Origin of the sequence: Nostoc mirabile CHAB5784, from assembly GCF_020829645.1 — a bacterium.
Classification (GTDB): domain Bacteria; phylum Cyanobacteriota; class Cyanobacteriia; order Cyanobacteriales; family Nostocaceae; genus Nostoc; species Nostoc mirabile.
Map to the genome: position 1 here is coordinate 243,949 of NZ_JAIVFS010000001.1, position 22,381 is coordinate 266,329.

13 protein-coding genes and 1 pseudogene are annotated in these 22,381 nt (G+C 40.8%); 8 read left to right on the forward strand and 6 right to left on the reverse strand.

Translation table 11 applies throughout. The features are described 5' to 3' along the window. Window positions 1-46 precede the first annotated feature (46 nt). The 3 genes from LC653_RS01225 (at window position 47) to LC653_RS01235 (ending at window position 9,038) form a co-directional block, all read left to right on the forward strand. The gene (locus LC653_RS01225; RefSeq protein WP_229492218.1) at window positions 47-6,181 is read left to right on the forward strand and encodes a hybrid sensor histidine kinase/response regulator; all 6,135 of its coding nucleotides are present in this window, start codon (window positions 47-49) and stop codon (window positions 6,179-6,181) included. 517 nt (window positions 6,182-6,698) lie between these two features. Continuing rightward, window positions 6,699-7,397, forward strand: a complete 699-nt coding sequence (locus tag LC653_RS01230; RefSeq protein WP_229492219.1) for a PEP-CTERM sorting domain-containing protein — start codon at window positions 6,699-6,701, stop codon at window positions 7,395-7,397. Window positions 7,398-8,693: 1,296 nt separating this feature from the next. After that, complete coding sequence (locus LC653_RS01235) at window positions 8,694-9,038, forward strand: DUF1815 family protein (RefSeq protein ID WP_196527888.1); 345 nt, start codon at window positions 8,694-8,696, stop codon at window positions 9,036-9,038. Window positions 9,039-9,439: 401 nt separating this feature from the next. Here the strand turns inward: LC653_RS01235 and LC653_RS01240 are convergent. Both LC653_RS01240 and LC653_RS01245 read right to left on the reverse strand, forming a co-directional pair. After that, window positions 9,440-10,225: pseudogene (locus tag LC653_RS01240) on the reverse strand (CHAT domain-containing protein); the annotation flags it as partial. Window positions 10,226-10,928: 703 nt separating this feature from the next. Continuing rightward, a complete protein-coding gene (locus tag LC653_RS01245) occupies window positions 10,929-11,186 on the reverse strand; it encodes a hypothetical protein (protein ID WP_229492220.1) in 258 nt (85 codons plus the stop codon). Between the two features lie 116 nt (window positions 11,187-11,302). On the opposite strand from LC653_RS01245, the gene LC653_RS01250 reads away from it, so the two are divergent. Beyond that, complete coding sequence (locus tag LC653_RS01250) at window positions 11,303-11,803, forward strand: acyl-CoA thioesterase (RefSeq protein WP_229492221.1); 501 nt, start codon at window positions 11,303-11,305, stop codon at window positions 11,801-11,803. A 99-nt stretch (window positions 11,804-11,902) separates the two neighbouring features. On the opposite strand, the gene LC653_RS01255 is transcribed toward LC653_RS01250, so the two are convergent. The 3 genes from LC653_RS01255 to dxr all read right to left on the reverse strand — a co-directional run bounded on the left by LC653_RS01255 (window position 11,903) and on the right by dxr (window position 14,210). Beyond that, window positions 11,903-12,100, reverse strand: coding sequence for a hypothetical protein (locus LC653_RS01255; protein WP_196527886.1), 198 nt, complete (start codon window positions 12,098-12,100; stop codon window positions 11,903-11,905). Between the two features lie 360 nt (window positions 12,101-12,460). Next, window positions 12,461-12,634 (reverse strand): hypothetical protein, encoded by a 174-nt coding sequence (locus tag LC653_RS01260; RefSeq protein ID WP_229492222.1) that lies wholly within the window; start codon window positions 12,632-12,634, stop codon window positions 12,461-12,463. 379 nt (window positions 12,635-13,013) lie between these two features. After that, the gene (gene dxr, locus LC653_RS01265; RefSeq protein ID WP_229492223.1) at window positions 13,014-14,210 is read right to left on the reverse strand and encodes a 1-deoxy-D-xylulose-5-phosphate reductoisomerase; all 1,197 of its coding nucleotides are present in this window, start codon (window positions 14,208-14,210) and stop codon (window positions 13,014-13,016) included. 452 nt (window positions 14,211-14,662) lie between these two features. On the opposite strand from dxr, the gene LC653_RS01270 reads away from it, so the two are divergent. From LC653_RS01270 to LC653_RS01285, 4 genes are all read left to right on the forward strand, one after another. Further along, on the forward strand, window positions 14,663-15,970 hold the full coding sequence (locus LC653_RS01270) for a mannosyltransferase family protein (RefSeq protein WP_229492224.1): 1,308 nt from the start codon (window positions 14,663-14,665) through the stop codon (window positions 15,968-15,970). 30 nt (window positions 15,971-16,000) lie between these two features. Next, on the forward strand, window positions 16,001-17,932 hold the full coding sequence (locus tag LC653_RS01275; protein WP_229492225.1) for a DMT family transporter: 1,932 nt from the start codon (window positions 16,001-16,003) through the stop codon (window positions 17,930-17,932). Window positions 17,933-18,377: 445 nt separating this feature from the next. After that, a complete protein-coding gene (locus tag LC653_RS01280) occupies window positions 18,378-19,472 on the forward strand; it encodes a putative hexosyltransferase (protein ID WP_229492226.1) in 1,095 nt (364 codons plus the stop codon). Window positions 19,473-19,508: 36 nt separating this feature from the next. Beyond that, entirely contained in the window at window positions 19,509-20,774 is a 1,266-nt protein-coding gene (locus LC653_RS01285) for a putative hexosyltransferase (RefSeq protein ID WP_229492227.1), read from the forward strand. A gap of 23 nt (window positions 20,775-20,797) precedes the next feature. Here LC653_RS01285 and LC653_RS01290 read toward each other — a convergent pair whose 3' ends face one another. Further along, window positions 20,798-22,366 carry an ArnT family glycosyltransferase gene (locus tag LC653_RS01290; protein ID WP_229492228.1) on the reverse strand — a complete coding sequence of 523 codons (1,569 nt, stop codon included), beginning with the start codon at window positions 22,364-22,366 and terminating at the stop codon, window positions 20,798-20,800. Window positions 22,367-22,381 lie beyond the last annotated feature (15 nt).

Genomic DNA, 22,381 nt, shown 5'->3' on the forward strand with positions numbered 1-22,381 from the left:
ACCAATGACCAATGACCAATGACCAATGACTAATGACTAAAAAACTATGCTGCCGGAACAACAACAGCGGATTTTGGGTTACTTTATCGAAGAAGCCAGGGATCACCTGAATACCATTGAGCAGGGCTTGCTGAATTTAGAGGGTACACTGAACGACCCGGAAATGATCAGTGAAGTCTTCCGGGCGGCTCACTCCATCAAAGGAGGAGCGGCGATGCTTGGATTGACTAGCATCCAGCATACCTCCCACCGTCTAGAAGATTGTTTTAAAGTTCTCAAAGATAATCCGGTTCAGATTGACCAAAAGTTAGAGTCTTTATTTCTTGGTGTATCTGATACCCTGAAAGCGCTGTTAGAGCATTTGAGCGGGCCTTATGGTCTTTCTGAAGATGCAGCTAATACTTTGATGTCAGAAACTGAGCCAGTCTTTCAATGGCTGTATCAGCATCTGGAACTACTTGTAGAACAAGGAAAAAATGGAGTAGCTAGCACAACAGAACGACACACAACCTCTGTAGAGAATGTCTCCACACTTACAGAACTTTTCCTGCGGCGAGATATTCCCAGTTTGCCAGAAGACACCCATCAGGAATCTCCAGAAATATCGTTCTCAGTAACACCCCAAGAAGTGCGAGACAATGCTGCGCGATCGCCTCTCACCGCCAAAGAAAATAATTGGAGCGAATTTCAAGCCCAGGTGCTGCAAAGACTGCGGGAAATGTTGCAACTGTTTAAGCAAACAACAACACCCTCAACTCGACAAAACCTTCAGGAATGCTGTTACCAGTTAGTTAGACTTGGTGAAACTTGGAATTTGTCCAAGTGGTGTGGTTTGTGTCAAGCAGCAGCGAGTGCGATCGGCAATCCTGAAAATACCTATCTCACTTTAGCTAAAATTGTCATTACCGAAATCAAGCAAGCTCAAGAATTAGTCTTGCAAGGTAGGGAAGCCGAAATTGCAATTAGTCAGCAACTAGAAGCGCTTTTGAACCTTGCTGAAATTGAGTTATTAGAAGTTACCCCTGATTTGTTTGACGAACAGTCTGCGGCTTTGACAGAATTATCAACTGCCTCAGAGCCAATTCTATCTGCTAACACCGAGCCGTTAGTCATAACTAACCTAGCCCAGACAACTGAAGAACTTAATCTAGACGAGGATAGCGCAGCCTCAACTCTTGGAGAGGCTGCGCCAACGAGTCCGCGAGCGTCTGGCTACGCCAACGTCAAGGGCGATCGCCCCTATATTCAACAAGGGACACCACTAAACGCTGCTACTCACACTAGTCTTACTTTCGCCACACATGAAGAAGTACATCCAATCAGTAGCAATCTTGACCCCAATGGCCCAGAGGTAGGAATAGCTGAGTTAAATACCCTTGCCGATTTATTTGACGGTGATACTCCCGAACTAGATGAAAGCTGGCATCAAGAAGAAACCTTAGATATTGCTGCTACGGATGATTTTGGGATTGATTTCAGCAGCACAGACGCTGAGGATGCTAATAGCGATTTATCCGATTTCCTCTCTTTTGATGAAGATACAAGCAACGAGCAGCACCCAACAACCACAGCCACTACAGAAGATTTATCTTTGTTATTTGGCGACAATTTTTTAGAAAAAGAGAATTCAGAATCGCAAAATCAACAAACATCTGCTACGACTTTAGAGTTAAGCGATATTAACGTACTTGATATAAATTTAGACTCTTCTTCCCAAGATTTACAAGAATTTATTGATATTTATAGTGATACAAACCTGCCTCCTGATGTCAACAAAAACGATGTGGTTCAAGATTTATTGACACTGGCGCTAGATGATGATATAGAACTATTACCTACAGGCGAAGTAACTCAACCAGAAACAGAAGTGAACGCCTCTGTGGAACTATCTACCAACCAACAAAACAGTTTTGATAACTTATTCTTAGAAACTAGAAATGCAAATTGGGTAGAAGAAATTACCCCTAGTGACTACGTAGAATTACCCCAGGAAACAGGCTTGTCTTTAGACAGCCTATTTGCTGAAATGGAAGAACAGACACCACTGCCTACAAGTGAACCAGAAGTCGGTGATTTATTTGATACATCTCCAACAACAGCACCTGAGTTTTCTGAATCAGAAAATGATCTGAGCAACTTCTGGAACCAGGAAACCACAGAGGAACAGGACGAATTCAATTCTTTAATTGAGCAAAATGTGGAAAGGGCGTTAGAAGAGAGTTTGTTTGCTGCAACTAATGACATTTTTGCCGACAGTCAGCAGCCAATACCTTCTCCTATAGCCAGTTTTGACATAGAAGAAGATTTTGATCTCAATTTCCAGCAGCAAGAGCAGCTAGATTTGATATTCTCATCAGATTCTGGAGATAATTTATTTGATGAGTTAACACCGAGTAACCCAAGTATTTCCCCTGCAATCAGCGATCGCATACAGCCCTTTGCGCCTGAAACGCCTTTGTTGGCGCAGCATCTAGGGGAAGAAATTATCAAGCGATCGCAACAACCAGAAGCTTTAGATTTTGTTCCAGAATTTACTAATCAGCCCTCAGAGATATCTGCTGTTGATCTGGAACTTGATTCATTCAACCCTTTCGATGGAAATCCGCAACTGCTGTTTGAGGATGTCGCTAGAGACTCCACTTATATTCAGATGGAAACCACAGATGAAACTGTGGATGAACTATCAGCTACAGAAAATATCAACTTTGGGGAAACTTCAGATTTAGCCTCACTTCAAGCACAGCCAGATGATTCATTCGACTCTTTCGATGAAAATCCGCAACTGCTGTTTGAGGATGTCGCTACATCCACCTATATTCAGATCGAAACCACAGATAATACTGTGGATGAACTATCGGTTATAGAAAATATTAGTTTTGGAGAAACTTCAGATTTAGAATCACTTCCAGCACAGCCAGATGATTCATTCGACTCTTTCGATGAAAATCCGCAACTGCTGTTTGAAAATGTCGCTACATCCACCTATATTCAGATGGAAACCACAGATAATCTGGATATATCGGCTATAGAAAATTCTCTAGATAACAGTTTTGGGGAAATTTCAGATTTAGGATCACTTCAAGCACAGCCAGATGATTTGCTCGGTTTCGATGAAAATCCGCAACTGCTGTTTGAAAATGTCGCTACATCCACCTATATTCAGATGGAAACCACAGATAATCTGGATATATCGGCTATAGAAAATTCTCTAGATAACAGTTTTGGGGAAATTTCAGATTTAGGATCACTTCAAGCACAGCCAGATGATTTGCTCGGTTTCGATGAAGATCCGCAACTGCTGTTTGAGGATGTCGCTACATCCACCTATATTCAGATTGAAACCACAGATAATACTGTGGATGAACTATCGGCTATAGAAAATATTAATTTTGGGGAAACTTCAGATTTAGGATCATTTCAAGCACAGCCAGATGATTCATTCGACTCTTTCGATGAAAATCCGCAACTGCTGTTTGAGGATGTCGCTACATCCACCTATATTCAGATGGAAACCACAAATAATACTGTGGATAAACTATCGGCTATAGAAAATATTAATTTTGAGGAAACTTCAGATTTAGCCAAGACTTGCCCAGAAGTTTTAGGTACTGAGCCGAAGAATAACTTAGAAACTGCCTTTGAGTTCCTAGAAAACAGAGATATTGAAGATACAGAGCTTGGTTTTGCAAATGATTTATTGTTTACAGAAACTGCTCTATCAGAAGCAATAAACCAGGAAGAATTAGGAGAAAGTGCGACAACAATTGATTCACAAACGGTTATTCAGGAAGGTGTAGAAACCGATTTGTGGGATCTAGCAGAGACATCTGAACCTGTACCAGTGTCAGAGGGCGAAAACGCTATTGTTACCTCAATTGAAGAATTGGTAACGACAGAAAACGTTGAAGTAGTTGCTCCAGAAGATGACTTTGCAGACTTGGAAGCATTACTAGGAGAGGAAGTAGCACTTAACCCCAAAGCTAAGGAGATACCAGAAGTAGATTTTGCAGCCCTGGAAGAATTGCTAGGTACAGATAACAACAGCGATGTCTACAACGGGCTACGCCAACGCCAGCCCTTCAACAATCAACCAGTCTTGGCGAAAAATGCCATTCCATCACCAGCTACAGATGAATTTGGTGATTTGGAGAAGTTGCTGGCAGAAGCGGATCAAACAATATCCCATTCACCATCAGTAAAATCTAACACCAACAAAATTCCCCGTCCCTCTACTCGTCGAACTGCAAGATTTGAAGAAACGATGAAGGTTCCAGTTAAGCAACTAGACGATATGAGTAATTTAGTTGGGGAGTTGGTGGTAAATCGCAATACCTTAGAGCAGGATCATGAACGGCTGCGGCAGTCATTAGATAACTTGCTAATTCAGGTACAACAACTCTCAGATGTAGGCGCAAGAATGCAAGAGTTGTACGAGCGATCGCTACTAGAAGCTTCTCTATTAGCTGGACGCAAAAAGAAAGACCCCGGACTCCAAGCGCCTGATTCCAATGCCGATAGGGGTTTTAGCGAGTTAGAAATGGATCGTTTTACTCCCTTCCATACCCTGTCCCAGCAGATGATTGAACGCATTGTTCGAGTGCGTGAGTCGGCAAGTGACATTGATTTTGTTACCGAAGAAACCGAGCGAGTAGCAAGGCAGTTCCGCCAAGTAACTACCCAGCTACAAGAGGGATTAACAAGAGCGCGAATGGTGCCTTTTGCTCAAACTATCGATCGCTGGCGGCGAGGAGTGCGCGACAACGCCATCAAGTGTGGCAAACAAGTGGAGTTGGTGATCGAAGGTGGCGATACCTTAATTGACAAGATGATTTTGGATCATCTCACCGATCCGTTAACTCACATGCTGAATAATGCGATCGCTCACGGTATTGAAACGGCAGAAGAAAGGCAAGCTGCTGGTAAACCAGCCATAGGAATCATTACTATCCGTGCCTTCCACCAAGGCAACCAAACGATCATTTCTGTAGGCGATGATGGCGCAGGCATCGATTCAGCAAAGGTTAAGGCTAAGGCGGTGAAGATTGGCATGATTACACAAGCGCAGGCAAAAGCCATGTCTCGCCTGGAAGTTTATGATCTGCTGTTCCAGTCTGGTTTTACAATCAAAGACCAAGCAGATGAAATTTCTGGTCGTGGTGTGGGTATGGACGTAGTACGCTCCGAGATTAGCGAAATTCGGGGGACAGTGAACACTGATTCTGCGATCGGTAAGGGAACCACTTTCACCATTCGTCTGCCACTGACTCTGAGTATTTGTAAAGCTCTCTGCTGCGTCTCTGATCGAGCCAGAATCGCTTTCCCGATGGACGGTGTAGAAGATACGCTGGATATACCAGTCAAAAATATCCAGCACGATGCCAATGGGGAATCATTTATTTCCTGGCGCGATACGGTGCTGCCATTCCGACCTCTGAAGGAACTTTTAACCTTCAATCGCCAAATCAGTCGCGGCAATGTCTATGGCGGCACTAGAGATGATGATATGGTTTCTGTGGTCGTGGTGCGATCGGCAAATACCCTAATTGCTCTACAGATTGACCTAGTGTTGAGCGAACAAGAAATTGTAATTAAGCAGTTTGAAGGGCCAGCGCCTAAACCCATTGGTGTCGCTGGTGCTACAGTCCTGGGTGATGGTCGGATTATGCCTATTGCTGACGTACTAGAAATAATTGACATCTTCCAAGGACGGATTTCTACACAAATTGGTGGCAATTCTTGGCAACAGAAAGGAATCCCTGTAGACATCTCTCCTGCGAAGATTGATCCGACAGTGCTAATCGTCGATGACTCGATTACAGTCCGAGAGTTGCTCTCCCTAACCTTTAATAAGGCAGGTTATCGTGTAGAACAGGCGCGTGATGGACAGGAAGCTTGGGATAAACTCCGCTCTGGTCTGCCTTGCGATATCGTATTTTGCGACATCGAAATGCCCCGTTGCGATGGTCTGGAGTTACTCTCTCGCATTCAGAAAGACTCTAACCTCAACCACTTACCGATCGCCATGCTCACCTCACGAGGTGCAGACAAGCACAGACAAATTGCAGCTCAACTCGGTGCTAGTGGCTACTTTACCAAGCCCTATCTCGAAGAAGCTTTACTTGAAGCTGCGGCGCGGATGTTGAAAGGGGAGAAACTTGTTAGCACTACAAGTAATGTTTAGTAACCAATAAGTAGTAATGCAAAATTATTTACACATCTTATTTGGCTCTGTGCCTTATCCATAGGACTTACGCACCAATACGGTTCAGTTAAGCCCAAAAAATAAAAATGTGTAGCGACTGTCTTAAAAGTCAAGCGTATTGGCTTACGCACAGGCAACGGAAAATCGTAGACGCAAACCCGAGAGCGTCTCCAAGAGTTGCGGCTTGCCGCAGGCTACCACGGAGACACAGAGAGAAGCCAGTGCGCCCTTGCGGTTCCCCGACTTGTAGCAACTGGCGCGACACGGAGAAATAAGAGTTTGAGAGGTATTTTACGTAAGTCCTGATTCAATAAAGGATACAGTATTTCAAAATAAGAAATTAATTTTGCATGAGTACTTAAAAGACCTTGGCAGTAAACCTGTCAAGGTTTTTTACTTAAAATTTTCAGTCTTTATTGAAACATGATATTGAAATGTGTATAGTGTTATTTATCAAAACTATGATGCTATTTGCTTTATATATAATGAATCAAAAATGAAAAGTTTAATAAAATTAGGATCTGCTGCTATCTCTGGCGTTGTTCTTTCTCTTGCAATTATAGAAGTAGCAAAAGCAGATATTGTACCGGGCACCGTTTCTAGTGATGCGTTCGATTCTACACAAGGCACAGTGATCACGAATGAAGACACAATCATTGATCCTATTAACGCTTTTCGTACAAGTGGAGGGTTTGAGGACGGTCATACACTTATGCGTAATGGTGGTCTTGGCTCAATCAGCTTCATTGAGTTTGCCACTGCTTCCCCGGTTACAATCGGTGGTGTAAGGTTATTTGCCCACAATGATGGCGAATATTTCGGTTTTCGTCGTGCGATGAGCAATTTTTCACTCTTGGCTGACACAAATTCTGACAGCGTTTTTGAGACTGTTGTAGCTAACCAAAATATTAATCCCAATTATGCGCTACAGACTGGTAACAATGCAGCACTCCCAGAAGACCTCGATCTGACAATCCCATCTCTTGTTGGCAACATAACCGCACAATCCTGGCGGCTTGAAGTTACGCAAGGAACTGATATACAGCCTTTCGAGGGTGCTCGTCTGGTTGAGTTGGACGCTTTACCACCTGTACCTACCTCTGTTCCTGAACCCACTTCTGTAAGTGGCATTGCTCTTGTCGGTGCTTCGGGAGCATGGATAAAGCGTAAACAAAAAGCTTCTAAATACGCCTAATTGGAAATAAATAACGCACAGTAAAGTAAAAACTTACATACTAGGAAACGCGATCTCCTAAACTATTATTATCTGGTAAGTGATATCGCAATACGGTTCGGTTAAGGCAAGAGACGCGATAAATCGCCGTCAAGACAAAGGACTGATTATTGTAAAGACGGCGATTTATCGCGTCTTTGCGATTAGCGGCGTGTCATCAAAAAACTTTATCCGAACCGTATTGAGTGATATCGCGCTTCCTCGGTTATAGTTCAATACGCTTGGGTTAAGCCAGAAAAATAAATTTGCGTAGGTTGGGGAGCCACTGCGCCCTTGCGGTTTCCCGACTTGAAGCATGTGGCGTTTGAGGAACGAAACCCAACATTTTCGGGCATTTGTTGGGTAACACTAAAGTTCAACCCAACCTACAATTATCCTTAACCCAAGCGTATTGGGTTATAGTTTTCTTTTGCAAAGGTTTTCAACGAGCATTACTATAAGAAATAATTATTTAGTTTGAATAAATAATCGAAATATATTATATAGTAAGCATTCAATTTGGCAAAACCAAACTAAGATAAGGAGCTTTCCAAATTTCTGTGCTTTGTTTTATACAACTTTTTTAGAGTAATCCCAAAATATCTGAAAATATTGCCTAAATGGCAACATTGCTCTGCTGAGTTTAGGTATTGTCAATGTTAAGTTTATCTATTGTGAATTCTCTACTCAGACTTATCTATTAATTACGTAAAGTTTGTATAAAGAACTATAACTAACCTGGTTCTAGTACTGAATAGCAAATTTGCACTGTTATCTGCCCAACTTTATATACAGGAGGAGCGAATTTGGTATACTAAATTCCTTGTATATACCAAAATCTACGTTAAAAGGAGAACAGAGTAAATATCTAAGCAAAAGAGAGTATAACGATGTAAAACTACGTTATAACCTCTAACTAACACTCATTTAGGCTGCAACTCGCCAATAAAAGCGAAATATGTAGCTTTTCAGTAGTTGACTAGTGCTAGATTTAAGTTACTCTTAAAGCGGATCGCTTCTTGTAAGAATCTACCCTGACAAAAGTGTATAAAGATATAGTTAAATTTAGAAATTCTGTCCGAGATTTTTAATTTACAAACTGAATAGTTTGATACGGCGCTCAAAAACCTGATCCACTACCCTAAACAAGGTAGTCAATTAACGACTCAATATCATCTGTCTGGTAATTGTATTGAATAGTTTACAATACCAGTGGATGAGAAAATCTAAAGAAAATATAAAAGAAACTCAAATTACTGTGGTGTCTGGAGGACAAAAGTGTTTCTGAGACTAGCACATCAACATCGACAATTCGTCCAAGACTTGGTAATGAACCTGCAAGCCTTGGCGGTTGTATTAGAGCGGCGCGGGTATCTTGCATCCTGTTACACCTGTGGCGACCAAATGAATAGTGCATCGTTTATGGTTAGCTTGGGTGATAACCACCTGATTCGGTTTTTGGTGTCCGATTACGGGATTACTTGGACGGAAATGCGGGATGACCGCGAATTAATGAAGCTAGAAGGTGCAGAGGCAATTAGCCAGTTAGACGAACTGGCTGATCTTGTCAAGCAATCTATGCAAACCGATACAGGCTCTAAAACTCTTGCCAAGAAGTATTAAGGTTCCAAAGGTCGATGGCAAATTAGAAATTGATTATCGGTAATTGGTAATGGTGGCTTAGTTAGCGATCGCTCTTACCTATTCTCCATTACCATTAAGTGATTGGCTCGTGGCTGGCCCATCGCATATTTTTTTGTATCTGCCAAAACCTCACGAGCCAGATTCTGAGCCTTCAGCTTGAAGTTGGTAAAATGTACTGCTAATCACAATCAAGATAATTAGTAATTACTAATTCATAATTCATAATTAAAAGACAGGTTAAAAAAACCTGCAACTATCAAGCAACCCCGTTTTGCTTAGGGTCTAAATCTACTTATATAACGCAATTATGAATTATCAATTATGAATTATGAATTTTTAATGAATTTTCTAGCTGACACATCAGCCAGAAGCTTGACTACCTAAAGTCCATTGCCAATCAAAATAAAGGATGCCCAGTAGTACGGGTGACTAAAATCACTAACTGCTGCCACGGGTACATTGTGATTTATTACCTTCCAGTCCCCAGTCATTAACGAGATTTGAGCTTGGCGTAAAGCTTCAGTTTTAGTCAACTTAACAGTAGAGAGGATATTATAAAAAGCACTGATAAGTGCCTGTGTACCACCATTATCTATAGACCATAAAGAGGCGATCGCAGCTCTTGCGCCGGTTTGTTGCATCTGATAGCCAAAGCCCAAAATTTCCTCACCATTACTTAACTTGCCTCCTAAGCCGGTTTCACAGGCGCTCAACACTACCAAATCCACATTGGGGAGTGACCAAGTGGCGACATTTCTAAAGTTAACGCGATCGCCATTCCCGAATAAAATAAACGAATCTTCTGGTTTACCGACGACAAAGGCTGCATGAGTCGCTAAATGGACAATTGTATAATCATCCATTTGGGGTACAGTAGCTCTGGGGCTAAAGGCATCGTCTAAAAGCTTCGTAGTTTCAGGAACCGCACCTGCTAGACTTTCCACTTCTCGCGTTGCAAAGGGCAATCCAGCGAAAGCAACCTGTCGATTCCCAACTTTAATTTGATAATTACCTTTAGTAAAAGCACCGGCTAAAACCCGCAAAGTAGATTGTTTTGGGGTATTTAAGTTAGTCAGGCTGGCAGATGTAATGTGATTGACAGCCAAGCGCTGTACTAGCCACTGTTTGTCATCATATAAAGCAGTTAAAGGAATGTAGCGTAACTGGTCAAGCAGCGTAGCTGCAATTCGTAATTGATAATTCGTAATTCGTAATTCAAGCCCACGATTAAAATCGGGGGCTTGAAATATGGTGCTACGCATTTTCGTTTCTCCATTAATAAATTAAGGGGCTTGAAACCATAAATTACGAATTACGAATTACGAATTAGTAATTATTTGGTCATCTGGAGCGTAAATCAGAGTTTGTGTACCTGATAGATCCAGGTCTTTTTCTATTGGTTTAATTAGCCAGCCATACAGTTGTCGTGCAGGTGCTTTAATATAGCAGTTCTCGTTTGGATGCAACACATGGTAGGGGCTAAGCTTTGCTCATGCGTGTCAACTTAACGTTAAAAGGGCGGTTATAAACCGCACGCCAGTTGCAACAAGAGTGGCTCGCCGCCCAACGCACTGGCTTGTCTACACGAGACAAAACCTGCCTCCGTGGGTTAAGCAATCAAAGATTTTGTATTAGTCCACGGAGGTGGACGAGAGCGAGAGTGCCGCGAATTCCCTGAGCCAAGGCAAAAGTAGACACCAATGAGCAATGTTGTGCCCCTACGATTAGTCTGTATTCCATGCAATTGAGAAGGGCTATTGATAAATTCGTTAAATCCATCCAGGAGTTGCTGTTGATTTAAAACTAATTGCTCTATGCGTTGTTTCTGTTGGAGCGATCGCTCTTTGGGGGAAATTTTCCGTAGTGTTGTCAGGCTAATGCTTTTTGTAATATCTGCAACGCCTCTTTTGATTGCCCTTGCCGAGATTCTTTGATAGCTTCTTCGTTGAGCCTTGCAATTTCTGAGAGTTGATTATTTTTGGGTAAAGCTTGAGCTTTTTCTCCAGAGTTGTACCTCAACCTTGGATTTGTGCTTACCTGGTTATTGTCTGGATACACCATCCCAAAACCTAGTAAACTAAGTAGAGTTAAAGTAACAACACTCACATACCGGAGATTAGGCTGCATAACAAAACACTCCCTATACTCGGAAGGTAAATATTAAATCAATAAGTCCGGCAACGCAATTAATTTTTATGCTATTCAATAATTTGGAAAATTTATAAGTGCTGAGAAATTTGAAGATGTCACAAGAAAAACCCAGCCAAGCAAAATTACCATCAACCAGCGCCCTTGACAATCGATCAACTAATGAATTTGGGAATTGGTTTGAATATCCTGTCAGAGTGCAACCCCACCACACTGACTATGCCGGTCTTGTCTGGCACGGTTCCTATATAGCTTGGATGGAAGAAGCACGGATTGAATGCTTGCGATCTATAGGGATTGAATTTGCTGATTTAGTCGCTATAGGTTGCGATTTACCAGTAGTAGAACTGTCGGTGCGCTATCACCGTTCAATTAAATTGGGTATGGCAGTGTTGGTAAAAACGCGCATGGCTGAGGTGACTGGTGTGCGAATCAATTGGGATTATGCCATTGTCTCAACTGATGGGCAACAATTGTACGTCACTGCCAAGGTGACTTTAGTAGCTTTAGATAGCGAAAGAGGGAAGATTATGCGTCAGTTGCCGGCGAGTGTTAAGGATGCACTGGCTAAAATTTCAGCATTAAATAAAAATTGACCAACAAAGCTTATAAAGGCAATTTGCTTCAAGCTTCAAAATTTTATCTGGTCATTATTTGTAATTCACCTTAGTTAATAAAGGTGAATTTTTAATTTTTTACTTGCCGTTTTGGAACTGTGATATAGTTTGCGTAAACTGCATTATATAATGCCAAATATCTTGTGGGGTAATGCCAAAACTAATGTTTAATAAAATCAGGATTGCGGCAATAGTTAATGCACTACTCACGGTTGCTTTTAACAACTTCCACAATATTATGAAGATAATCCAGGCTACAATCAACGTAGCAATCATAATGTAGAAATTCCTTAACAATAGCCCTTACCTGACAAGGCGTTTATTCAGAAAGGGTAAGTTTTTATCTAAAGTAAAAATTACCAGTACTAAAGCTATTAGAACTAATTTGAAATAGATAGATACTAAAGGTAAGATTTTTTAACTGTACCAATGCCATATTACCTGAAAATGAGACAATGATTCAGATAAGAGGCAACTTATTTGGCAATTTGGCAGAATACTTAAAAAGATTTTTTTATTGATATGCTTGTATAAATAATTTCAGTATAATGAAGTTATATTTTTGTAACGATACAGTAACGCTATTTGATTTGTGAGAATCAAAAGGCTCAGAATAGAGTGTATGGTAACCAAAATTTATACCAAAGTTGGAAAGTTATACAGCATAGTATATTTAGGGTTGATTGCCCTAGCTTGTGTAGCTAATGCAATAATTTGGATTCTAATAGCTCGAAATAATACTGCTGGTAGTGAGATATCTTTGACAGCAATATTTTTTCCAGCGATCGCCGTTTTAGTGGCAGTTTCCACAATAGTTGGAATATGTCAAGAAAAGATGTGGGCAAAATGGATTACAATTGCGATCTATAGTTGGTATATTTTTAGGATTATTCAGGCAATTAGCAACGTATATTTATCACGATCACTTGTAATAAATATAACCTTGTTTCAATCGATACATTTAATCGCTTTAATTCTTCCGGTTTTAGGAATTATTTTGTTATTACAAAAGCCAAAGACAAATGTCTCTAGTTAATCAATAGCTATTTCAGAGAAAGAGGCTAACAACGCATAGCAGAGAATGGACAAAAATGAATTTAGCCGTTAGCCTTCAGCATTAGGCTGAAGGCTAAACAAGAATTAATCAAGAGCCAGAAAATCTGCCTTTTGGGTATCTGGGTAAAGGTTTTTATCTCAGAGAAATTATCCGCGAGTGAGTTTCTAACTTTTCAGTTGCTGTTAAAACTTCTTGTCTTGCCCATTTATCTGCTTTCAAAATGTCATCTAAAGAGGGATTAGAACGGTTATCATTTTGATGGCGATCGCACACCCATTCGATACACCGGGGAATATCTAAAAACCGAATTTTTTCTGATAAAAATAAAGCCACAGCTTGCTCATTTGCGGCATTTAATACAGCTGGCATCGAACCACCAGCTTTACCCACAGCATAAGCTAACTGCATACAAGGATACTTTTGGTGATCTGGTTCACGGAAGGTTAAGTTTCCGGCTTTGACTAAATCTAGTCGCTCCCAGTTGGTGTAAATGCGATCAGGCCAAGATAGCGCATACAGCAAAGGTAAGCGCATATCCGGCCAACCGAGTTGGGCTAAAACTGAAGTATCTTGCAGTTCAATCAGCGAGTGAATAATGCTCTGGGGATGAATGACAATTTCGATATTGTCATAATCCAACCCAAACAGAAAGTGAGCCTCAATTACTTCCAGTCCTTTATTCATCAAAGTAGCAGAGTCTACAGTGATTTTACGCCCCATCGACCAATTAGGATGCTTGAGAGCGTCAGCAACGGTTACATCTGCTAACTTTTCTACATCCCAGTCCCGGAAAGCCCCACCAGATGCAGTCAGCAAAATTTTCCGCAAGCCTGCTTTTGGCACACCTTGGAGGCATTGAAATATTGCGGAATGTTCGGAATCGGCAGGGAGTAATTTTACACCATGTTTTTCGACTAGGGGTAGAACCACAGGGGCCCCAGCAATCAGGGTTTCTTTGTTTGCTAAGGCAATATCTTTACCAGCTTCAATAGCTGCGATCGTGGGTAGCAAACCAGCACAACCAACGATCCCAGTGACAACGGTTTGAGCATCGCCGTAGCGAGCGACTTCTATCACTCCGGCCTCACCAGTCAGTAGAATCGGTTGGGGATCGAGGTCAATGATAGCTTCTTTGAGCGCTGGTAATTTATCTTCTGAGCAAATGGCTGCTATTTCCGGTCGAAACTGCCGAATTTGAGCAGCCAACATCTCTACATTGTTCCCAGCTGCCAATCCCACAATCCGAAACTGATCTGGATACTGAGTGACAATATCTAAAGTCTGAGTACCAATAGAACCAGTGGAACCAACAAGAGTAATCGCTTTCACAATTGCTTAAGGATTTACAGACAACTCCCACTATAAATTGCTGGGGACTCTTTAATAACAGGAATCACTATAATCGATACACTGACGACGGGGAGGGGGAGACGCAAGGAAAGGACGCAAATAAGGAAAGTTTACCTGTGTCCTCCTCACTGCGCTAGCCCCAATCCGTTAATTTCAACTCGATAGACTGCTAAACATAAAGTACTAAAGTTGCTCAACTTTCATATAAATAGACAAAAATTGTATTTATAAATAGTATATTTTTAAAGATAAATTAGGAAAAAATTGTCAAAAGTAACCAAATAGGAAATAATTTTAATTAATTGCTAATCTGTCCAGTTTGTTAATGATGTTGGTGGAAGATTTAATATGCAAAATATTACTCATAAATTGCTGTGTTGCCGCTATATGTAAAAAAATATATAAAGGAGTTTGTTGAAGCACTCAAGCTTATGGTTAAAGTTCAGATAGTTAGAAAAAAATTTTTATGGAAAAATGATTTCCTTTTTCCAGCAGTAATATGGCTTGCCAGTCGAATATTCATCTGGACTGCTATGTTGCTGATTGCGCCAAAGCTACCACTACCAGCAGAAGAATTTTTGCCCCGTTTTGGCTGGGGGGTTGTTGATGCATGGGATAGTATGCATTACCGAGCGATCGCTACTTTTGGATATGAATTTGTGAATGACGGTAAGCAACACAATCTTGCCTTTTTTCCCCTGTTTCCCTTAAGCATTTGGGTTTTGATGAAACTGGGCTTGCCGTTTGAATTAGCCGGTACGTTAGTCAACAATTTGGCATTTTTCGCAGCCCTTTACTGTTTGTACTTTTGGATCAAAGAGAATTATGGGATCAATGCAGCGCAGTGGACGACTGCTGTAGTTTCTTTGTATCCATCTTCCATGTTTACAGGGGTGATTTACACCGAGGGGCTGTATTTGTTTTTGAGTACATCGGCTTTGCGGGCGTTTGATCAAAAGCAGTATGGCTGGACTGCGCTTTGGGGCGCGATGGCGACAGCAACACGTCCTACAGGTATGGCACTAATTCCAGCATTTGCGATCGCAGCGTGGAAAGAACGCCGACCACCCATTGCCTATATAGCTGGTTTTACTACCGCCATTGGCATACTTCTATTCAGTTTGTATTGTGCGATTTATTTTGGTAACCCTTTAGCTTTTATCGAAGCACAGCGCGGATGGCGACCAACTCTGGGGTTTGATTGGCAGGGTTGGTTAAATATGCTGATGCAAATTTTAGTTGGCACAAAAAATTGGCAATATGGTTGGGTTCAAAACCCCTCTGGCGGGATTCAAGATCCCTGGTATCTGTTGTTGTTTGGCGTAATTGTTGCTAGTAGCTATCTTTTATGGCGTTTCCGTCAACGTTTTAGTTCTGTGAAATTATTCTATGGCTTTTATGCTTTAGTCTTATTGTTGTTAATTCTGGCAAGTGAAGAGTGGATCAATAACTTGCTCAACTTGTTCATGGTCTTAGGTGGTGGCTATGTGTTGTGGCGCTTACACACGAAATTGACCGCAGTTACAGTTATTTATGGCTTTTGCGGTATTGGTTTGCTCCTAGCTTCTGGAGGTACCATCTCTTTGAGCCGCCTCGCCTATGGTATAGTGCCTCTGAATATAGCCATTGGTGTGCTGCTATCTCGCCATCCTCGTCAGGGATATTTAATATTGGGCGCTTTTGTGACATTACTAGCCAAAATAGCTGTAGGATTTGCCCAAGAGCGTTGGGTTGGTTAGAGGGTTTGATCTATATATTTAAATTTCCTAATGAATGTATCCAATCAAACGAAGATAGCGATCGCTTCATTATTTGTAGGTGTAGGTGCCATTTCTTTTGGCTCTATTTTTATGAAATTGAGCGAAATTGAACTCAGCCCCAGTGCCACTGTATTTAATCGCTTTTGGCTTGCTAGTGTGGTCTTCTTGGTATGGCATGGATACAAGGCAATACGGCAGCAATTCTCCTTAGAAAAACCTGTAGAACAGCAGACCTACACCAGTCAGGATCTGTACCTATTGCTAGGCGCTGGTATTCTTTGGGCTGCCACTTTAGTCTTTTTGGCTTGGTCGCTGACTCAAACTAGCGTTGCGATTTCTAGTGTATTGCATAATCTCGCCCCCATTTTTACTAGCTTAGGTGTGTGGCTGTTATTTCGTCAGGGTTTTGAGAGCCAGTTCCTGATTGGGATGGTCATTGCCCTTGGAGGAGCGATCGCCATTGAATTTGAGGAACTGCAAATCGCCACAGACGAAGTTCAAGGAGGCTTTGCTGCAATCATTTCTGCGGTTTTCTTGAGTGGATACCTGCTAATCGTAGAAAAATTACGAACCAAATTTTCTCCCGCCACAATCCAGTTGTGGATCAGTGCGATCGCGGCTTTAGTCATCTTCCCCATACTTTTGTTCACTCAAGATCAGGTTTTCCCCTCTACAGTCAGTGGGTGGCTTTGGGTGATTTCCCTAGCCCTGATCTGCCAAGTTTTAGGTCATGGGCTTTTGACCTATAGCCTTGCCAAGTTTTCCTCTGTGGTTGTCTCCTTAGTGCATCTGTTAGAGCCAGTATTTAGTGGCATTTTCGCTCTTATAATATTTTCGGAAAAATTAACTTTCTCAAATTGGGTAGGTTTTGCTGTAGTTTTAATGGGTTTATACTTAGCCATATCTAGCCAAGCTGCTGTTAATTTGCCGTTTCAGGAATCAGTCAAAACTGTAGTTAACGCTTTGGTTAAAAGTATGACGATTAAACTGTCATTACTAAAGCAACAATTCTCTGAAACACCAGCTTTACTAGGAGCTGTCTCGTTATTTGTTGCCCTAATTCCCATATCTTTAGCACCATCTTTAGCAAAATTGTGTCAACAAGAAATTGGTGCAAATGCTGTAGGATTTCATCGCAGTTGGATCGCCGCAGTCGTCTTTGGGCTGTGGAATAGACTTGAGGCTTTGCGCCGCCAACAACCTGATCATCAACCTATAGAAAAGAAGCCTTTTACAAAACAGGACGTGTGGCTGTTATTGGCAATGGGAAGTGCTGCAACGACCTCCCTGTTGTTATGGGCTTGGTCGCTGAGTCAAACTAGCGTTGCTAACGTGGCTTTACTGTCTAATTTGAATCCCTTATTCGTTGCTGCGGCTGAGTATCTGTTATTAGGCCGGCGCTTCGATAACAGGTTTGTTATTGGTATGGTCATAGCGCTTTTAGGAGCGATCGCCTTTGAATTTCATAAGATGCAATTTGTAACTGACCAAATACTTGGTGATGCGCTAGCATTTCTAACCGCGGTTTTTATTGCCACCTATTTGCTGCTGATAGAACAACTCCAAACCCGATTTACTACCGCAACCATAATGCTCTGGCGTTGTGGTGTGACTACAATGTTTCTGTTGCCTATCCTCCCATTCATCGAAGAGAGATTGTTTCCCTATTCTTGGATGGGGTGGTTTTTCATCATTTTTCAAGCTCTCTTCTGCCAAGTGTTGGGTCAGGGACTTTTGACTTATAGCCTCAGCAGACTCTCGTCAGGCGTCGTCGCTGTTACCCTTCTCCTCAATCCAGTCTTGGCTTCCATTTTCGCTTGGTTCATTTTTTCAGAACAAGTAGGTTTGTTTGACTGGATGACTTTCGCTGTAGTTTTAGTGGGTATCTATCTAGCCCAATCTAGTCAATCCACTGTTCAAGTAACAAATGAAGGCTTGTAGCACCATGACAAGTAGTAAACAAACATAGTTACTGGCAACAAGAGCAAGCAGCAGAAATTGCGTTGGCGTGTAAGCTACGCGCAGCGTCTCGTAGAGAAGCCCCCCGTAGGCATCGCTGGATGCACAGAATTATCGGTAGTACCAGCGTGGACACAGTATCAGTTCCTTTAAGAAGGGTGGGAAATAAATCTAAGTCCCCAATTTATCGGGGAGCCAGTGCGGTCTTGGGGGTTTCCCCCATGAGCAACTGGCGTGGATTTAGAGGGATCTAAAACTTTTGATACCGACAAGAGGGCTTTTAAAACATCCTGTTGATCTAATTTGGACACAGCCAACTTGACTGATACAATTTATAACTAAAGCTTCCGACAAAACATTATTAAAATTAGTGAAATCTCAGTTCAATAGGCTATTAAGGTTTCTCCCATTCCCGGTTACTGGATACTTGGCTATTGGCATTATATTAGCAGTACTGATTCGATTGATTTGTGTTCCCAATGAATCGCTGGATTATAAATATTTTTTAGAGCCTTGGTATGATTTCATCGCATCTCATGGCGGATTTAGCGCTCTAAAATATAGTTTTGCTGACTATACACCCCCCTACCTCTACTGGATTTTAATTTCTGCCACCCTGCTATCTGGATTGCCGAAAATTTTCGCCATCAAGCTTTTTGCAATGACTGTTGATTTTCTTTGTGCTTTTTTAACTTACAAAATTGTCAGATTAAAATACCCAGAAGGGAGAATGCCAACTTTTGCTTTTTTGGCAGTTATATTCAGTCCTAGTGTTATTTGTAATAGTGTCCTATGGGGTCAATGTGACGTTATCTATACAACAGGATTGATTGCCTGTATTTATTTTTTATCTATTCAAAAACAACTTCTAGCATTAGTTAGCTTCGGTATAGCACTTTCTTTTAAGTTCCAAGCTATGTTTTTAGCACCTTTATTATTGATTATGTTGCTTAAAAAAAGAATTTATTGGTATTACTTACCATTAATTATATTAGTATATGTAGTTTTAATATTGCCAGCTTGGTTTGCTGGCAGACCAATGTCAGAATTGCTGTTAGTATACTTTAACCAAGCTAATAAATATAAAGAACTCACTAAAAATGCACCTAATCTTTATCAATGGATTCCCAGTAATTTTTATAATATTGTTGTTCCTATAGGTTTAGCCTTAACTATATGTGCAATATTTTTATTTGCATACATTGTTTATAAAAGTAGACTAGAAATTACTCAAGACAGACTGATACACTTAGCGACAATATCAGTTTTATTTATGCCATATATCCTGCCCAAAATGCACGATAGATATTTCTATCCTGCCGATATATTTTCTCTTATCTTTGCCTTTTACTTTCCCCAATATCGTTGGGTGGCTATCGTCGTGCAAATGTCCTCATTTTTCGGCTATTTGGGCACTACCATCTATATTCAGTTGTTTTCTGTACCTTTAGGTTTCACACTTTGGTTTGTTGTGCGAAATTGTGACATTATTTATCCAAAATTCAAAGCTTCCCCTGGCTAAAATATCAATCAAAAGTTAATTGATCTATCTGCAAAGATGAATATAAGGAAAAAATTTTTGGCGAATGGCTTATTTTTTGTCATAGCAATGTGGCTTTCTAGTAGGCTTCTAATAGCTATCGCTATGTTACTGATTGCCCCATTATTTCCCAGTTCATCAACTGGCGTTGCTGCCACGTTCAGTTGGGATGTTTTCCATGCTTGGGATAGTGTTTGGTATGAAAAAATTGTGGCTTTTGGTTATGATTTCTCTAGTGAGGTAAAGGAAATTCACACAGTTGCATTTTTTCCTTTATTTCCATTGTTAAGCCGGATAATTATGTTCATTGGCTTGCCTTTTAAAGTGGCAGGTATATTAGTTAATAATTCAGCTTTTTTAGCTGCCTTGCTTATACTTTATTTTTGGGTACAGGAGCTTTACGGCACAAGCACAGCACGATGGGCGACAGCTACTTTAGCATGGTGTCCCTATTCGCTTTATGGAACTGTAATTTACACTGAAGGTCTGTTTTTGTTATGTACCACATCTGCCTTACGAGCTTTTGATAAAAAGCAATATATTTGGGCAGCATTTTGGGGAGCATTATCTACAGCGACGCGACTACCTGGAGTTGCTCTCATCCCCGCTTTTCTGTTTGTTTCTTGGAAAGAACGTAGAGGCATAAAAGCTTATATTGCTAGTTTAACTGTTGGTTTGGGTATATGTCTGTACAGTCTTTATTGTCAACTTAAATTTGGCGATGCTTTGGCTTTCATCCATGCACAAAAAGCATGGCGTGGTGATGCAACAGGGTTTGCTTGGGAGGGTTGGTGGAAGATGCTGATGCAAATTACGGTAGGTTTCACTAATTGGAAATTTGGTTATATTAAAGACCCTTTATATCCATTATTATTTTTAATAATTATTGGTAGCGGCTGTTTGTTATGGCGCTTTCGTTTACATCTAGGGATGAGTAAATTCCGCAATGGATTATATTTTTTATGGCTATTGTTGTGGTCATTGACAGGAGATGAATTAGTTAAAATTGCACTAGTTTTTGGCGGTATCTATTTACTATGGTTATCACGGCCTAAAATTCCCCTTGTTGCTGTTGTCTATGGGTTTTCTTCCTTCGCTTTAATTTTAAGCACCGGGATTACAGCCTCGGCTGAACGCTACGCTTACGGTATTATATCGCTGTCAATGGCATTCGGGTTATTACTTGCGCGTTATCCTCGTTGGGGATACCCAATTATGTACTTTTTTGGAATACTAATGTTCACATTTTCTATTCGATTTGCCCGCGATCTTTGGGTAGCTTAGGTTTAATTCTGAATTCTGTTTTGTTAGGTTTTGCTAATAAGTGTAAATCCGTTAGCTGCTCCTATAATTTTACTACCATTTAAATTAATTTGCTGTAAAGCCTCATTGTCTAACAGCAAATAAGATTTATTAGATAACATTTTTTGTAAAATTGGCACAGTTGCAGCAGTTACCTTGCAATCGCTGTAAAAGTCTAAACTAGGACGCCCATAAGCAAAAGAAGTATAAATTTGTGTTCCTAGTGAAACATTTGCCCGGATTAATTCCGCTACTGGTTTAACTGGAAAAGCTTCATTCAATTCCCAAATCCATGATTGCGAACTCATCAACAGTGCTAAAACTAAGTACATCCCAGAAAATAAGACTGGAATAAAGTTCCGATCGCGCTGTTTAATTAGCCATGCTGCGATGCCCATACTTATTGCCAAAACAATGCTCATGACTATTAAAATAGGCTCTTTTTTAATAAAAAAGTAAACACAACCTCCTAACCCACCAATAGAAATAATAGCCAGAAATATTGTCCAACTTCGCACTCTAAAATGACAATTATGCCAAATTTCATTCAAATTAGCACCAATTGCCAAAGCTAAAAATGGATATACAGGCATGATATACCAGGGGAGTTTAGTTCTCATCAAAGAAATAGTTCCTAAGTAAATAATTGTACCCAACATAACTAGAGAACCCCAAGTGATATGACGTTTTTTCCAAGCTAGATAAAGCCCCCCAGGCAAAAACAACAGCCAGGGAAAACCATATTTGAGTAATTCTAATAAATAGTACCAAACAGGCCCGCTATTACCTTCAACAGTTTGTAAAAGGCGGTCAAAAGCTTGTGCTTGAAAATGTACATCTAAGAAAGTATTACCGTAATGTTGCCATTGAGCAGTATACCATGCGATCGCTGGAGCATTTCCTAATACAATTCCTACCCAGAGATAAGGACTTTTCACCAAAGCTAATTGTCGATCTGCAAGTAGGAATAAACAGGCGATCGCGCCCAACAGCAAAACTATCGTTCCTTTAGTCAGAATAATTAACCCCAGACAAAATCCCACGCCTAGAGCATATTTTCGGTTCTGACGTGCCTTCAAAAGACAAAATAACAACAGCAAGAAAAAAGAAATAGTCATCCCATCTAACATTGCTAGCCGTCCATGACGCACCACAGGCAACATTGTCAAGTAAACTAAAGCAGCAAATAAAGCCGGTAAACTTTGCTTAAAAGCCAAACGCCCCACCAAGTAAAGCAAAGGCACTCCCAAGGCAGTTAAAACCGCAGCAGGTAAGCGTGTAGTGAACTCTTGCACTCCTCCTAAGTGGTAGCACCAAGCAATTAACCATTGCATCAAAGGCGGTTTTAATAAAAATGGTTCTCCCTGAAGGGTGGGATAAAGCCAGTTACCAGTACGGTAAATTTCTCTGGCGACTAAAGCGTAAGTACCTTCATCCCAATCTCGTAAAGGGGAGTTTCCTAAAAATATCAGCCATAGAACTAGAGATATTACCAGTAAGCTAAATAAGCATTCTTTTTCTCGGAATATGACCGTTCTTTTTGTGAATAGCTTTAGAATATTTGTGCGATACATTTAGGGCTGATTATG

Coding starts and splice junctions, on each gene's coding strand:
- LC653_RS01275 (WP_229492225.1), top strand. CDS start 16,001: ATGAATGTATCCAATCAAACGAAGATAGCGATCGCTTCATTATTTGTA.
- LC653_RS01245 (WP_229492220.1), bottom strand. CDS start 11,186: ATGCAGCCTAATCTCCGGTATGTGAGTGTTGTTACTTTAACTCTACTT.
- LC653_RS01250 (WP_229492221.1), top strand. CDS start 11,303: ATGTCACAAGAAAAACCCAGCCAAGCAAAATTACCATCAACCAGCGCC.
- LC653_RS01225 (WP_229492218.1), top strand. CDS start 47: ATGCTGCCGGAACAACAACAGCGGATTTTGGGTTACTTTATCGAAGAA.
- LC653_RS01255 (WP_196527886.1), bottom strand. CDS start 12,100: ATGATTGCTACGTTGATTGTAGCCTGGATTATCTTCATAATATTGTGG.
- LC653_RS01230 (WP_229492219.1), top strand. CDS start 6,699: ATGAAAAGTTTAATAAAATTAGGATCTGCTGCTATCTCTGGCGTTGTT.
- LC653_RS01270 (WP_229492224.1), top strand. CDS start 14,663: ATGGTTAAAGTTCAGATAGTTAGAAAAAAATTTTTATGGAAAAATGAT.
- LC653_RS01285 (WP_229492227.1), top strand. CDS start 19,509: ATGAATATAAGGAAAAAATTTTTGGCGAATGGCTTATTTTTTGTCATA.
- LC653_RS01290 (WP_229492228.1), bottom strand. CDS start 22,366: ATGTATCGCACAAATATTCTAAAGCTATTCACAAAAAGAACGGTCATA.